The organism is Oleiharenicola sp. Vm1, from assembly GCF_047777955.1.
Classification (GTDB): domain Bacteria; phylum Verrucomicrobiota; class Verrucomicrobiia; order Opitutales; family Opitutaceae; genus Didemnitutus.
In genome coordinates this window covers 151,219-166,039 of record NZ_CP180537.1, presented here as the reverse complement: position 1 = coordinate 166,039, position 14,821 = coordinate 151,219, and the positions used below count along the sequence as shown (strand labels likewise).

General features: G+C 66.7%; 7 protein-coding genes and 1 pseudogene. 1 reads left to right on the top strand and 7 read right to left on the bottom strand.

Annotation, left to right across the window (positions count from 1 at the left end):
• Positions 1 to 3 precede the first annotated feature (3 nt).
• The 4 genes and pseudogenes from ACMYLB_RS01475 to ACMYLB_RS01460 all read right to left on the bottom strand — a co-directional run bounded on the left by ACMYLB_RS01475 (position 4) and on the right by ACMYLB_RS01460 (position 8,099).
• Positions 4 to 1,785: a sodium:solute symporter family protein gene (locus tag ACMYLB_RS01475; protein ID WP_415909218.1), complete on the bottom strand. Its 1,782-nt coding sequence runs from the start codon at positions 1,783 to 1,785 to the stop codon at positions 4 to 6.
• A 274-nt stretch (positions 1,786 to 2,059) separates the two neighbouring features.
• Positions 2,060 to 3,481 (bottom strand): glycoside hydrolase family 30 protein, encoded by a 1,422-nt coding sequence (locus tag ACMYLB_RS01470; protein ID WP_415909217.1) that lies wholly within the window; start codon positions 3,479 to 3,481, stop codon positions 2,060 to 2,062.
• Positions 3,482 to 3,499: 18 nt separating this feature from the next.
• Positions 3,500 to 4,932 (bottom strand): annotated as a pseudogene (locus ACMYLB_RS01465) (MFS transporter).
• Positions 4,933 to 5,132: 200 nt separating this feature from the next.
• Positions 5,133 to 8,099: a TonB-dependent siderophore receptor gene (locus ACMYLB_RS01460; RefSeq protein WP_415909216.1), complete on the bottom strand. Its 2,967-nt coding sequence runs from the start codon at positions 8,097 to 8,099 to the stop codon at positions 5,133 to 5,135.
• 398 nt (positions 8,100 to 8,497) lie between these two features.
• On the opposite strand from ACMYLB_RS01460, the gene ACMYLB_RS01455 reads away from it, so the two are divergent.
• Entirely contained in the window at positions 8,498 to 9,553 is a 1,056-nt protein-coding gene (locus ACMYLB_RS01455; protein ID WP_415909215.1) for a LacI family DNA-binding transcriptional regulator, read from the top strand.
• 51 nt (positions 9,554 to 9,604) lie between these two features.
• Here ACMYLB_RS01455 and ACMYLB_RS01450 read toward each other — a convergent pair whose 3' ends face one another.
• From ACMYLB_RS01450 to ACMYLB_RS01440, 3 genes are all read right to left on the bottom strand, one after another.
• Positions 9,605 to 10,408 carry a family 16 glycosylhydrolase gene (locus ACMYLB_RS01450; protein WP_415909214.1) on the bottom strand — a complete coding sequence of 268 codons (804 nt, stop codon included), beginning with the start codon at positions 10,406 to 10,408 and terminating at the stop codon, positions 9,605 to 9,607.
• Positions 10,405 to 11,781 carry an MFS transporter gene (locus tag ACMYLB_RS01445; RefSeq protein ID WP_415909213.1) on the bottom strand — a complete coding sequence of 459 codons (1,377 nt, stop codon included), beginning with the start codon at positions 11,779 to 11,781 and terminating at the stop codon, positions 10,405 to 10,407. Before ACMYLB_RS01445 ends, ACMYLB_RS01450 begins: the two co-directional genes overlap by 4 nt.
• A gap of 129 nt (positions 11,782 to 11,910) precedes the next feature.
• The gene (locus ACMYLB_RS01440; RefSeq protein ID WP_415909212.1) at positions 11,911 to 14,805 is read right to left on the bottom strand and encodes a TonB-dependent siderophore receptor; all 2,895 of its coding nucleotides are present in this window, start codon (positions 14,803 to 14,805) and stop codon (positions 11,911 to 11,913) included.
• Between the last annotated feature and the right edge of the window lie 16 nt (positions 14,806 to 14,821).

Sequence of the window (14,821 nt, the reverse complement as noted above, 5' to 3'; positions counted from 1 at the left end):
CGGTTACCAGAAGAGGAGGTTGAGGCCGACGGTGAGGGCGAGGACGATGACGCCGAGGGTGGCGGGGCGCGCATACCAGGGGGTCTCGTGGTGATCGACGACCTTCTCGGTGAGCGAGTAGACGAGGCCGCGGAGTTCGTTGTCGGTGCGGTTGGGCGTGGTCGCGAGGGAGATGACGATGGTGCCGAGGAAGCAGCCGGAGAAGGCGAAGATCGCCATCCAGAAGTTCTGGGCCATGGAGCTGGCGAAGGTGTGCTGCACGGAGATCCAGCCGCCCTTGTAGATGCTGGCGGCCTCGCCGACCGGGAGCGTGTTGCCCTGGAAGAGGGCGGCGGAGAGGGTGCCGAGGAGGAGGCCGAAGAAGGCGCCGTGGCCGGTGGCGCGCTTCCAGAACATGCCCAGGAGGAAGATGGCGAAGAGCGGGGCGTTGACGAAGCCGAACACCAATTGGAGCATGTCCATGATGTTATTGAACTTTGTCGCCGCGTAGGCGCAGGCCGCGGAGATGAGCAGGCCGACGACGGTGGTGATGCGGCCGACCTTGATCAGGTGCGCGTCGGAGGCGTCGGGCTTGAACCAGCGCTGGTAGAGATCGTAGGTCCAGACCGTGTTGAAGGCGGTGACGTTGCCGGCCATGCCGGACATGAACGAGGCCATGAGGGCCGTCAGGCCGATGCCGAGCATGCCGTTGGGGAAGTATTTCGCGAGCATGGCGGGGACGACCATGTTGTAGTCGGGATTGCCGTCGGCGCCGGTGGGCAGCGCGATCTGCGCGGTGCCGCCCTTGTGGTAGAGGGCGATGGCGAGCATGCCGGGGAGGATCACCAGCGCGGGGAAGAGCATCTTCGGGATCGCGGCGATGAGCGGGGTGCGGCGGGCGGAGTTCATGTCCTTAGCCGCCATGGCGCGCTGGATGACGAGGAAGTCGGTGCACCAGTAGCCGAAGGAGAGGACGAAGCCCAGGCCCGCGATCATGCCGAACCATTCGATGCCGATGGGATTGGCGGAGGCGTTGCCCATGTGGGCCCAGGAGTGGCTCCAGGCGCCGGGCATGCCCTTCGTTTCCGAGTAGGCGCCGAGCTGCTGCATGAGACCGTCCCAGCCGCCGATGTCCTGCAGGCCGAGGATGACCAGCGGGAGGAAGCCGAGCACGATGAGGAAGAACTGCAGCACCTCGTTGTAGATCGCGGAGGTGAGGCCGCCGGTGTAGATGTAGACCAGGACGATCGCCGAGGAGACGAAGATGCACGCATCGAAGTTCCAGCCGAGGATCGCGTTGAGGAGCTTCGCCAACGCGAACATCGAGATGCCCGAGGAGAACACCGTCATCACCGCGAACGACAGCGCGTTGAACGTGCGCGTCTTCTCGTCGAAGCGGAGCTTGAGGTATTCCGGGACGGAGCGGGCCTTCGAGCCGTAGTAGAACGGCATCATGAAAATGCCGACGAAGACCATCGCGGGGATCGCGCCCACCCAGTAGAAGTGGCTGGTCGCGATGCCGTATTTGGCGCCGGAGGCGGCCATGCCCATGACTTCCTGCGCGCCGAGATTGGCGCCGATGAAACCGAGCGCGCAGATCCACGCCGGCAGCGAGCGACCCGACTCGAAGAAGTCGGTCGAGGTCTTCAGGTGCTTCTTCAGCACCCAGCCGATCCCGAGCACAAAGGCGAAGTAGAGGGCCAGGATCAGGTAATCGACACCGGCGAGCTGGAGGACGACACCGCCCGCGGAGGCGGACGCGGCGCCACCTCCGGTGGAGGCAAGGAACAGGGGCAATGAGGACATGGGAAAAGAAACGCGACGAAACCGAACTCAGGGGCGCCGGGGCGACGCGCACCAGGCGGGCACGGTGGCAGGTGCGTCGGCGTGCGCCAACCGCAATCTGGGCTCGTGACACTCCCGGCGGACCGAGGCGGACATGTGGGGAAGAACGAGGAGTCTAACAGTCGGGGCGAGGGTGGCGCCTCCCTCGTTGGAGGGGAGCGGTGGGATGAGGCCGGGCGCGACCGCCGGGTTCGCGAAGCGCGTTCGCGGCGGTCTGCCCCACCCCCAGCGCGGATCAATTGGCCGAACGAACGTAGGTCTGGATCGCGCGGGCCGGGATCTGGCAGGCGACGGTCTCGCCCTGGGCCGAGAGCGAGAAGGCGACGGGCGCGTCGCCCTTGTTCATGACCACGGTGACGAGCGAGCCGTCGGGATTCTGGAAGGCGATCGAGTCGAGCCCGGCCGGGCCGCCGGCGGAGGCGACGCGGTGTGCGCCGGGCGACACGAATTTCGAGAAGTGCCCGATGTAGTAGAAGGCGGCGCTGTAGCGGACCTCCTTGGTGTGGGTGTCGACGATGACGGGCGCGTCGCAGAAGTTGCCGACGTGGTTCGGGCCGCCGCGCTGGTCGAGGACGATGTTCCAGTCGATGTAGCCGCCGACCCAGTTCTTGAAGTCGCCGATCATCTGGGTGGCGTAGCCTTCGCCGTGCTCCCAGACGCCGAGCTTGTCGCCGCCTTCCCAGCAGCCCTCGGTGAAGAGCAGGGCCTTGTCGGGATAGCGGGCGTGGACGCGCGAGGAGGCCTCGAAGTCGTTCGAGACATACCAGTGCAGGCCGAGGCCCCAGAGGTATTTCGCGCACGCGGGGTCGCCGAGCATGGCGTCGGCGCGGGCTTCCATGCGGTCGCGGTTGTGGTCCCAGCCGAGGAGCTTCACCTGGCCGAGGAGGCCGGCCTTCTCGAAGGCGGGCCCGAGGTGGTTTTTAACGAAGTCGCGTTCCTGCTCGGGCGTGAAGAGGCAGGATTCCCAGCGCTGTTTCGCCTCGGGCTCGTTTTGCACGGTGAAGGCCCAGATCGGAAAATTTTCCTCCTTCTGCATCGCTTGGATGAACTTCACGTAGAAGGCGGCCCACGGCGCGGCGAAATCCCAGCGCAGCTCGCCGCCGTCGTCGGCGCGGGCGTTGTTCTTCATCCAGGCGGGCGGGCTCCAGGGCGAGACGAGGAGCTTGAAGCGGGCGTCGCCGCCGGCGGCCTTGCGGGCGTCCTGCAGGAGCGGCATGAGCCATTTGCGCATGGGCTCGAGGGTGAAGGCGTGGAGGTCGTAGTCGTGCGGGACGTCGTCGAGCGTCCAGATGTTGAGCGAGAAGTCGCACGAGTTCATGTGGGTGCGGCCGAGGGTGTAGCCGATGCCGTCCTTCGGGTCGTAGTAGCGGCGGATGACCTCGAGGCGCTTGTCGGCGGGGAGCTGGGCGAGGACCCAGGCGGAGGACTCGGTGAGCGCGCCGCCGAAGCCGATCATCTCCTGGTAGCGTTGCGTGGCGTCGACCTGGAGCGCGCCGGTGGCGGCGGCGGCCTTCGCCGGAGCGGCGATGGGGGCGAGGCGGTGGGTGTTGTCGCGGGCGGTCTCGACGACCGACCAGGTGGCGGCGGAGGCGGAGCTGATCATGAGGGCGGCGAGCGCGAGGGCGCCCGCAGGGCGGTTGACGGATGAGGAACGCATAGGGATCGGGAGCTAAAGTCAGGTGGCGGCGGCGGGCGCGGCGGCCTTGCGGTCGGCGAGGTCGCGCTCGATCTGCTTCACGGTCGGCTCGTCGAGCCGGTAGAAGAAGATGGCGAGGCCGCTGAGGAGGGCGAAGGCGCCGGGGAGCACGGCGAAGACGATGTAGATGCCGGTGATGGCGCGCGGGCTCTGGGCGGCGTTGGCGACGTAGCCGTAGTAGCTGAGCAGCCAGCCGAGCAGGGCGGTGCCGAGGGCGAGGCCGACCTTTGCGCCAGCACCGCGGCGGAGAAGACGAGGCCGGTGCTGCGGCGGCCGAACCGCCATTCGCCGTAGTCGGCGGTGTCGGCGTAGAAGGACCAGACGATGGCGGGCGTGGGGCCGGCGACGAAGGAGGCGAAGATGTTGAGGCCGGCGAGCAGCGCGAGGTTGTGCGGATCGATGACGAAGAAGGCGGCCATCGCGAGGGCGTTGAGGATCGTGAGCGCGATCATCAGCGGGCGGCGCGGGAAGAAACGCAGGAAGAGTTTCGTGCAGAGCGAGCCGACGATGAAGGCGAGGCCGCCGGCGAAGTTGTAGAGGCCGAGGCCGGAGGCGGAGATTTTCAGGAAACCGAGCACGCGCGCGAAGGGCCCGAAGAGCGCGTCGAAACCGCGGAGGGCGTCGTCGCCGACGATATACTTGAAGTAGTAGACGGTGGCGCCGGCGCGCAGGCCGACGTTGGCGAGAGTGAGGAAGCCGGCGAAAAAGAGGATCAGCCACGGGGCGTTGCGCGAGAGGTCGCGCAGGTCGGTCCAGACGGATTGCTGCGCGCTCGTCGGAGCGGCGACGCGTTCGCGGGTGTTCCAGAAAGTGTAGAGGAACATCGCGACGGATACGGTCGCGAAGACGATGAGCATGTTCCGGAAGCTGTCGGCTTCGTTGGCGCCGAAGTGATCTTTCAGCCACGGCACGTAGGTGCCGATGATGAGGCCGCCGGTGAAGGCGCAGGCGAAACGATACGCCGAGAGGCCGGTGCGCTCGGCGGACGACGGCGACATGACGCCCATGAGGGCCGAGTAGGGCGTGTTGATGGCGAGGTAGGCGATGAGCGTGAGCGCGTAGGTGACGTAGGCGAAGACGACCTTGGCGGACGGGCTCAGCGCGGGGTTGGAGAACATCAGGTAGCCGCAGAGGCCGTAGGGCAGCGCGCCCCAGAGCAGGTAGGGGCGGAACTGGCCCCAGCGCGTGTGCGTGCGATCGGCGAGGATGCCGATGAGCGGAATGAGCCAGGAAACCAGCGTTGGCACCAGACCGGCGACGCTGCCGGCGGTCGCGGGCGTCAGGCCGAAGACGTCGGTGTAGTAATAGACGAGAAAGCCGTTGAAGAGCGCGAAGTAGAAATTCGACGCGGTGTCGCCGAGGCCGTAGGCGAATTTTTCACGGAAGGAGAGGCGTTCGGGGGCGGACGACACGAGGGACGGCGGGGGAAAGGGGGTGAGACTAACAGCCGGGGGGAAGGCGCGCTGCGCCGGGGTTGGGAAATGCCGCGCGTGGGGCGGAGTTTGGAAGCGACGAAGCCGCCCGCGATGTTTTTGCGCGGGCGGCGGCGAGAAAGCGCGCGTCGGGGTGGCCGGCGCGCGCGGGAAGGAAAAGAACGGTCAGCCGGTGACGCTCAGAGCTTCTGCGAGTAGGTGAGCGTCCAGCGGCGCGGGGGCTGGTCGATGAAGCCGTAGTAGTCGGTGTTGTTGGTGACGTTGTCGACGTTGAGCTGCACCGAGGCCTCGTGGCCGCGAAGCTTGAATTCGTAGCGCGCCATGGCGTTGAACATCTTCTTGGATTTCGTGTTCAGGAAGATGACGTTGCCGTTGGTGTCCTTGGGCTGGCTGAAGTAGGTCGGGTAGATGACGCCCGAGCCTTCGTAGACGACGCCGGCGCCGAGTGAGAGGCCCTTCAGCGAGGAGGCCTTGGGGAAGTTGTAGTTCACCCAGGCGGAGCCCTGGTTCTTGGGCGTGCCGTCGAGTGTCAGGCCGTCGCCGAAGGACTTGTGGGTGGACGTGTCCTGCGGGTCGGTGAAGCGCGCGGAGGCGGCGGAGCCGCCGTCGGCCCAGTCGATGGGGGCATACCAGATGGCCCAGCGGTCCTGCGGGTAGGGATACTTGATCCAGGCGGAAGCGCTGAGGACCTTCTTCTCGACGTGCGCCCAGCTGAGGGCGATCTGGAGGTTGTCGGTCGGCGAGAGGAGGACCTGGGCGTCCCAGCCGGTGGAGCGGTCGGAGCCGAGCGGGACGGAGCGGCCGCCGGTGGGTCCGGGCGGGCTGGCGCCGTTGTAGTCGACGGTGGCGTTGTTGGTCAGGTTGTCGAAGCTGTAGATCCAGCCCCACCAGCCGGTGGACTTGGTGCTGATGGCGTTGGCGAACACGGCGTCCATGAGCGCGGCGCCGGTGGCGCTGGAGGCGTTGACATACCAGTTGGTGTTACCGGAGGAGTTGGTCGCCTGGTAGACCGAGCCGGCGGCGACGGCGGCGTTCCACTGGGCGGTGGAGGCGACGACGGCGGCGTTCCAGCCGTTGTTGGCCGGGTTCAGGTCGTTGACCTGATAGACGATGTTCTTGTTCGGGTTGAAGTAGTAGGTGCCCGAGGCGGTCGGCGCCCACCAGATGGCGCCGGGGTTGCCGATGCCGACGCGGGTGCGGGTGATCTCGAAGCGGCTGACGGTGCCGGAGAGGCGGCCGTGGAAGAGGTCGAATTTCAGACCGACTTCCTTGTCCTCGCCGAGGGCGGCCTTGATGACGTTGCCGTTGAAGTCCTTTGCGCCGTCGTAATTCGGCAGGCTGGATTCCGCCTTCATGGCGTAGAGCGACAGGGCGCCGTCGCGGACGAGGCGGATGTCGATGCCGTATTGGTAGGTGGTGTCCTTGCTCGGCTCGCCGTATTGCTCGACGGGTTTCTCGTCGTAGCCCTGGTTGTGCGAGACGTGGTCGGCGCCCCACTGCGGGTTGTAGTGCCAGAATTTATTCCAGCTGCGATCCTTGCGGGCGCCGGCGATGAGGGTGACCCACTCGTCGAGGAGCTTGCCTTGGTAGACGGCGTAGAGCGCGGCGTCCTTGGTCTTCTGGATCTGGTGGAAGAGGTCGGTCATGACCGCGTCCGGCGAGCCGTTGGCCTGGAAGCCGTATTTGAACGGCGAGTAGTCGGTCGGATTCTTATACATGTTCCGATCGTAGGGCGTGCCGCGGATGCTGCTCTCGTAGCGCTCGTTGGTGTAGTTGAGGCCGAGGAGGAAGGTGTTGCCGAGCTTCAGCCACTTCGAGTCTTGGAAGAGGTCGAGCTTGTAGGTGAGGTCGGCGCGGATCTGCTCGTGGTTGTCGTGCTCGTCCGAGAGGTTCCACTGGTAGCCGATGGTCGCGGACTGCGGACCGGTCGGGATGCCGCTCTGGCCGGTGACGACCGGGACGTAGGTGACAGTGCCGATGGCCCAGGCCGGCGTGGCACTGCCGGGGGTCTGGAACGAGGCGGAGACGTCGAGCTGATCGTAGCTGAAGCTGGAGTTGTTGTAGCCGAGGTTGAAGTAGAGGTTCTCGGCCAGCTTCTGCTCGAGTTTGACGAGGATGTTGTAGGCCTTGCTGTTGTTGAAGGTGTCGGGGCCGCTCCAGCGGAACTCCTTCGGGTTGCGGCCGGCGGGGGCGATGAAGCCGCCGTTGTAGGCCGCGGAGTCGTTGACGAAGCCGCTCGGGACGGCGCGGAGGCTCTTGAAGCCGATGCCGCTGCGGTCCTGCTCGCCGAACTCGGTGTCGAAGGTGATCGTGGTGTTCTTGTAGGGCTTCCACGTCACGATCGGCGCGACGAAGTAGTGGTTCTCCTGGTTGTAGTCCGTGTAGTCGTCCTTCGCCTGGTAGGCGGCGGAGACGCGGTAGTTGACCGTGTCGGAGATCGGGCCGGTGTAGTCGAGGGTGGCGCGGCGCTGGTTGTAGCTGCCGATGGAGAGGCCGACCTCGCCGCCTGGCGTGGCGCTGGGCTGCTTGACGAGGTAGTTGACCACGCCGCCGAAGTTGCCGACGCCGTAGAGCAGCGAGGACGGGCCGCGGATGACTTCGACGCGCGCGAGGTTCACCGAGTCGGTGGAGTTCTGGCGGCGGAAGCCGTCGCGCAGAGAGGCTTCGGTGAGGAAGCCGCGGATCTTGACGCGCGTCTGGTCGGCGGTGCCGGTGCTGCCCTCGGGATTGTTGATGCGGCCCGGGGTGGTGGCGGCCCAGCCCTGCGTGGTGCCCCAGTCGTTCTGCGACTGGAGCTGGATGCCGGCGCTGTAGCGCAGGCTCTCACGCAGGTCGCGCGAACCGGTGTCGCGGATGAACTGGTCGGTGATGACCTCGATCGGCATCGGCAGGTCCTTGATCGCGGTGTTCAGGCGCGTGCCGGAGGTGGTGTTGGTGGCGCGGTAGCCCTTGTCCTTGTCTGTCGTGACCGTGAAAGGAGAAAGCTGGTAAGCCTCCTCCGGGGTGTTCCTGGCGGCGGGGGCCGCGGTGTTGTCGGCGACCGGCTGGGCCTGGGCCTGAGCGAAGCTCTGGGTCGAGGTGAGCAGGAGGGCCGCCAAACACGATTTGAATCCGGCGTCGCGGATCGGGTTTAGCTTGGGGTGCATGTTGGGAGCAGAGTTTCGTTGCGTCGGCTCTCTGCCGGGACTTCTGCCGCACGCGGGGCGCCCACACGAACGGGCGACGGACGAGAGGCGGGGAGTAACAGCGGGGGGGCGGGGCAACAGCTCGCGGGGGCGAGCGGATGGCGGATCGGAGCACGGGTTTGCGCGCCGCGTCAACACTAATGTGCACAGATGTGTGCGCACATAATGAATGATCTTGTGTAGCCTATTTCTGTCTTAAATTGCTGATTATTAATTTAAAAATACATCGATACTGCATCGCTGGCAGCGCAAATTCACTCGCTTAATTTTGTTATGTGCACACAAAATTCCGCCTTGAAAGTGCCCCTTTGCTGACTGATAACACCACGCCGCTTTCCCGGCGGCCCCGCCCCACCCCGATGGAATCGCTGAATCAAGGCCTCATCGCCAAACGGCTGAATATCTCGCGCACGACCGTCTCGCGCAGCCTCGCCAACCACCCGGCCATCAGCGCCGAAACCCGCGCCAAGGTCCTCTCGATGGCGGAGGAGCTGGGTTATCGCCAGTCGCCCGGCCGGCGCGCGCGCCGGGCCAAGGCCGCGATGCGCGACGTGGCGATCGGCGTGCTCATCGGCGTGCCCGAGGGCACGGTGAAGATGGCCACGTTCCCCTACCTGCTCAAAGGCATCCGCGAGTGCGCGGAGGTGGAGCGCGTGAAGGTCGACATCCATTACCAGCCGCCGGAGGCGTTTCATCCCGAGGCGGGGCGCAAGCCCGTGTTCCGCCACATCCGCAGCGGCGACTGGCGCGGCGCGCTGCTCATCTACCCGTTCACCGAGGCGGCGGTCGACGTCATCGCGCGGAAAATCTCCACCGTCTCGCTGCTCGAGAACTACGACAACCCGCTGGTCGACACGATCGACACCGACGAGGTCGCCGGCATCGTCGCGCTCGTGCGCCAGCTCGTGGCCGCGGGCCACCAGCGCATCGGCTACCTGACGTGGAACTATCCCGTCGGCGGCCACTGGGCGCTGCAGCGCTTCGGCGGCTACGTGGAGGCGCTCTTCAGCCTCGGCCTCGAGTTCAATCCGCAGTGGGTGCTGAACATCCACAAGGACGCGCCGCGCCGCAGCCCGGTGGAAATCTGCGACGAGGTCGCGCGGCTCACGCGCGCCGGCGGACCGACGGCGTGGGTGTGCGCGGCCGACCACCAGGCTTACCAGCTCATCCAGGACCTCCAGGTGCGCGGCATCCGCGTGCCGGAGGATCTCTCGGTCACGGGCTTCGACGGACTCGAGCCGCCGGCGCATCTGCCGCGCGTGACGTCGATGCAGGTGCCGAGCGAGGACATCGGCATCGCGGGCGTGTCGCGCCTGCTGAACCGCCTCGTGCATCCGAATTCGCCGCGCCGCAAGATCCTCGTCGAGGCCAAGCTCGTGCAGGGCGAGGCGATCGTCGCGCCGCGCGGCGCGTGACGCGGCGCGCCGCGTTTTCGCCGGGTCGCTCCGGGCCGGCGGAAGCCGGCCCTACTTTTTACGCTGATACACGCGCACGAACTCCACTTCCAGCCGCGCGGGGAAGACGGACTCGTCCACGCCCTTCACGCCGCCCCAGTAGCCGCCGACGGCGACGTTGAGGATGAGATAGAACTTCTGCTGGTAGGGCCAGCGGCGCCAGTCGGCGCCGTTCTTCCGGTCGGTGAAGTAGCAGACGTCGTCGACGAAGATCCGGATCTCCTCCGCGTCCCACTCGAGCGCATAGGTGTGGAACCGCTCGCTCGCGTCGGGCACGAGCGTCTGCGCGGTGACGGGCTTGCCGCCCTTGTCGCCGTTGTGCCGCTGGTTGTGCAGCGAGCCGTGCACGACGCCCGGCTCGTAGCCGACGTGCTCCATGAGATCGATCTCGCCGATGTCGGGCCAGAGGCCGCTGCCGAGGTCGTGCGTCACCGGCAGCATCCAGATCGCGGGCCAGGTGCCGCGGCCGGCGGGGAGCTTGGCGCGCACCTCGATGCGGGCGTATTGCCAGTCGGCCTTGCCGCGGGTGACGAGGCGCGCGGAGGTGTAGGCGTTGCCCTGCCAGGGCTCGCGGCGCGCCTCGAGGACGAGCCGGCCGTGCTCGACGCGGGCGTTCTCGCGGCGCGCGGTGTAGTGCTGCAGTTCCTTGTTGCCCCAGCCGTCGCCGCCGAGGTCGTAGTCCCATTTCGCGGGATCGGGCGCGCCGTCGCGGTCGAATTCGTCCGACCAGACGAGTTGCCAGCCCGCGGGCGCGGGGCTTTGCGCGGCGAGCAGGAGCGGGAGCATGAAGGCGAGCAGGAGCGCGGCGGGTTTCACGAGGCGGAAGCGGGGGCGGGGGCGGCCTTGCGCGCGGCGAGGTCGCGCTCGATGGCCTTCACCTGGGATTCCTCGAGCGGGTAGAAGACGATGGCCAGGCCGCTGAGCAGGGCGAAGGCGCCGGGGAGCACGCTGAAGAGGAGCACGATGCCGTGGAGCGCGCGGGGGGACTGTGCGGCGTCGGCGGCGTAGCCGTAGTAGCTGAGGAGCCAGCCGATCATGGCGGAGCCGATGGCGAGGCCGACCTTCTGCACGAAGACGGTGGCGGAGAACACGAGGCCGGTGGTGCGGCGGCCGAACTTCCATTCGCCGTAGTCGGCGGTGTCGGCATACATCGACCAGACGATGGCGGGCGTCGGACCGGCGACGAAGCAGGCGAAGATGTTCATCGCGTAGAGGAGCGGGAGATTGTCCGGGCGGAGGAAGTAGAACGACGCCATGGCGAGGGCGTTGGCGACGGTGAGGCCGATCATGAGCTTCCGGCGCGAGGCGAAGCGGGTGAAGAGCTTCGTGGCGAGCGAGCCGGCGATGAAGGCGAGGAAGCCCCAGAAGTTGAACGCGCTCAGCCCCTCGAAGTCGCCGACGACGTATTTGAAATAGTAGACGCCGGAGCCGCTGCGCAGGCCGGTGTTGGCGAGGGTGAGGAAGGCGGCGAAGAAGAGGACGAGCCAGGGGCCGTTGCGGAAGAGGTCGCGCAGGTCGGCGCCGAGGGAGGATTTCTGCTCCGCCGGCGGGGCGACGCGCTCCCGGGTGTTGAAGAAGGTGAAGAGGAACATCGCCACCGAGACGACGGCGAAGATCGCCATGGTGTAGCGGAAGCCGGCGGCCTCGCTGCCGCCGATCTGGGCGAAGAACTTGCTCAGCTTCGGCACGAGCGAGCCGATGAGCAGCGCGCCGAGGAAGGCGCAGGCGAAGCGGTAGGTGGAGAGCGAGGTGCGGTCCTCGGACGAGGCCGACATCACGCCCATGAGCGCCGAGTAGGGCGTGTTGATCGCCGCGTAGGCGACGAGCATGAGCGTGTAGGTGGCGTAGGCGAAGACGAGCTGGCCGTCGGGCGCGAAGCCCGGGTTGGCGAACATGACGTAGCCGAGCACGCCGTAGGGCAGCGCACCCCAGAGGATCCAGGGGCGGAACTTGCCCCAGCGGGAATCCGTGCGGTCGGCGAGGAGGCCGATGACGGGATTCAGCGCGGCGACGAGGATCGGCACGGTGCCGAGCAGCGTGCCGACGGCGGCGCTGTTCTTGATGCCGACGACGTCGGTGTAGTAGTAGGCGAGAAAGATGTTGAACGCCTGGAAGAAGAAATTCGAGGCGGTGTCGCCGAGGCCGTAGGCGAGTTTCTCGCGGAGGGTGAGGACGCTGGAGGAGGACACGAGGCAGCGGGGCAAGGGTGGTCCGCCGGGCGGCGCCGCGGGCGCGGCGCGACGCTCAGCGGAAAAAGAAACGACGCGCACCAGCACGGGGCCGATGCGCGTCGGACATTGGGAACATGCAACCCCAAATCAGAACTTGTAGGTGAACTCGACCTTGGCCGAGCGCGGCTGGGCGTAGATCAGGCCGTAGAGCTTCTGGTCGTCGAGCAGGTTGTAGACGTTGAGCTGCACCGCGGCGTCGTGGTTATCGAGCTTGAAGGCGTAGCGGAGCATGAGGTCGACGTTGTAGCGGTCGGGCGTCTTGAGGATGACGAGATTGCCGTTCTTGTCGGTGACGCGCTGGCCGCCGCCGTGCGTGATGCCGGACTGGTATTCGCGCGGGGATTCCCAGGAGCCGCCGAGGCCGGCGGAGAAGCCCTTGAGGGTGCCCTTGGTGATCTGGTAGTTGGCCCAGACGGAGACGGCGTGCTCGGGCGTGTCGTCCTGCTTCTCGCCGGTGCCATAGCCGATGCCGGTCCAGGTGGAAGTGTCCTGGGCGTTGGTGTAGACGGTGGCGAGCGGCTTGCCGGTCAGGCCCCAGTCGGTGTTGGGGAAATACCAGACGGCCCAGCGGTCCTGCGGCGCGGGCGACTTGGCGAACTGGCCGGCGTTGTCGATGACGCGCTCGGTGTGGGCGTAGGTGGCGACGACCTGGAAGTTGTTCGTCGGGGTCCACATGATCTCGGCGCTCCAGCCCTTGGCGGAGTCGGCACCGATGACGTATTCGTTGCCGTCGGGGCTCGAGGCGCGGTCGTTCCAGGAGTTGTTGGTCTCGTCGTCGTAGTTGTAGAGCCAGCCCGGCCAGCTCATGCCATGGCTCTTCGTGTAGTCGAAGACGGCGTCGAGGTAGGCGGCGCCGGTGGCCTTGGATGCGTTCACATACCAGGTGTTGTTCTTCTGGTAGATGGCGCCCGCGGCGACGCCGGCGTTCCACTGCGTGAGGGCGGAGTCGGCGGCGCCGTTGCCGCCGTTGCTGCCGCCGGGGACGGAGCTGGGCGAGAAGTTGGAGACGTTGTAGACGATGTCCTTGTTCGGGTTGAAGTGCTTGTAGTTCGACGTGGGCGCCCACCAGTAGAAGAGCTCGGTGCCGGTGCGCTTGATCTTGTAGGAGCTGATGGAGCCGGAGAGGCGGCCGTCGAAGAGGTCGATCTTCACGCCGTATTCCTTGCTCTTGGCGAGGACGGGGCCGACGGGGGCGCCGTTGACGTCGCGGTGGCCGCTGAAGTTGGGCATGAGGCCGCCGGCCTTGAGGGCGAAGACGTTGATGTGGCGGTTCGGGTCGAGGGCGAGGCTGACGCCGTTCTGGTGCGTGCGCTCCTTGACCTTGGCGCTGCGGACCTTGGAGGAGGTGTTGGCCTGTAGGTCGTTGCTGACGCTGTAGTTGTCGGTGCGGTCCTCGCGGACGCCGGAGATGATGGTCAGGCGGTTGTCGAGGAGCTTGCCCTGATAGACGAGGTAGGTGGCCTGGTCCCAGCCGCTGGAGTAGTTGTTGTTCTTCCAGCGCGTGGCGACGTCGGCGGAGCCGTCACCCTGCTTGCCCCAGGTGATGTAGGAGGCGTCGGTCGGGCTCTTGAAGTTGAACTGGTTGTCGAGCGTGCCGCCGGTGCTGACGTCGTTCTCGGCGGTTTCCTCGGAGTGGCCGAGGAGGAACGAGTGCGTCGTGCGCAGCCACTTGTTGGCGTCGGGGAAGAGGTCGAACTTGTAGGTGGCCTCGGCGCGGACCTGGTCGCGCGTGGTCTTGGTGTCGGAGAAGCCCCAGGTGTATTGGAGGACGACGTCGTCGACGTAGCCGTTGACGGCGTTCAGGTTCGAGTCGCCGGCGGTGGGATTGAGCGTGGTGAAGAACACGCGCTTGCGCAGGGCGGCGGGGCCGACGTTCTGGGCGAGGTTGCCGTAGACGTCGCGCGTCTGGAAGTCGGCGGTCGAGCGGTTGTAGCCGACGAGGAGGTTCAGGTTGTCGAAGAGCTTCTGGGCGATCTGGGCGCGGAAGTTCGTGGCCTGGGTGTTGACGTAGGTGTCGTTGCCGGACCAGCGGAAGGTCTTCTTGTCGGTGCCGGGCACGGTGTAGAAGTCGGCGTGCTCGTTCTGGTCGGAGTTGATGCCGACGTTGGCCATGGCGCGGACGCGCTGGAAGCCGACGCCCTTCTGCTTCATGTCGCCGTTCTCGTAGTCGATGTCGACCTGGGTGGTCTTGGTCGGGTTGAAGCTGATCGAGGGAGAGAAGAAGGTGTGGCTCTGGGTGTTGAAGTCGGTCCAGGAGTCGGTGTCCTCCCAGGCGCCGGTGAGGCGGTAGCGGAGGTTGCCGACGGTGCCGAGCGGGCCGGTGGTGTCGAGGGTGGCGCGCTTGAAGTTCTCGGTGCCGTAGGTGAGGCCGATCTCCGTGGCGGCCTTCGCGTCGGGCGCCTTCGGGATGTAGTTCACGATGCCGCCGAACTCGCCGAAGCCGTAGAGCAGCGCGGCGGGGCCGAAGACGACCTCGACGCGGGAGATGTTGATCGAGTCGGTCGAGTTCTGCCGGCGGTAGCCGTCGCGCAGCACGGCGTCGGTGACGTAGCCGCGGATCTTGTAGGACGTGGCGGTCTTGTTGGCCGTGGCGCCCTCGGGATTGTTCACGCCGCCGGGGCCCTGGTAGGCGCCGCCGGGCGTGCCCTGGTCATTCTGCGACTGGAGCAGGATGCCCGCGGTGTAGCGCAGGCTCTGGCGCAGGTCGGACGAGCCGGTGTCGCGGAGGAATTTCTCCGTGATGACCGAGATCGGCATCGGGAGCTCCTTGATCGGCGTGTTGAGGCGCGTGCCGGAAGTGGCGTTGGTGGCCTTGTAGCCGTTGTCCTTCTCCGTCGTGACCGTGAAGGGCGAGAGCACGAGCGGGGCGTCGTTGTTCTTGGCGTCCGCCGAGGCGGGCGCGGTGTCGGCGGGCTTCGCCGCGGGGTCGGTGGCCTGCGCCGAGGCGGAGGGGAGCCACAGCCCCAATGCAGAGCTGGCCATAAGTCCGGCGCAAAGC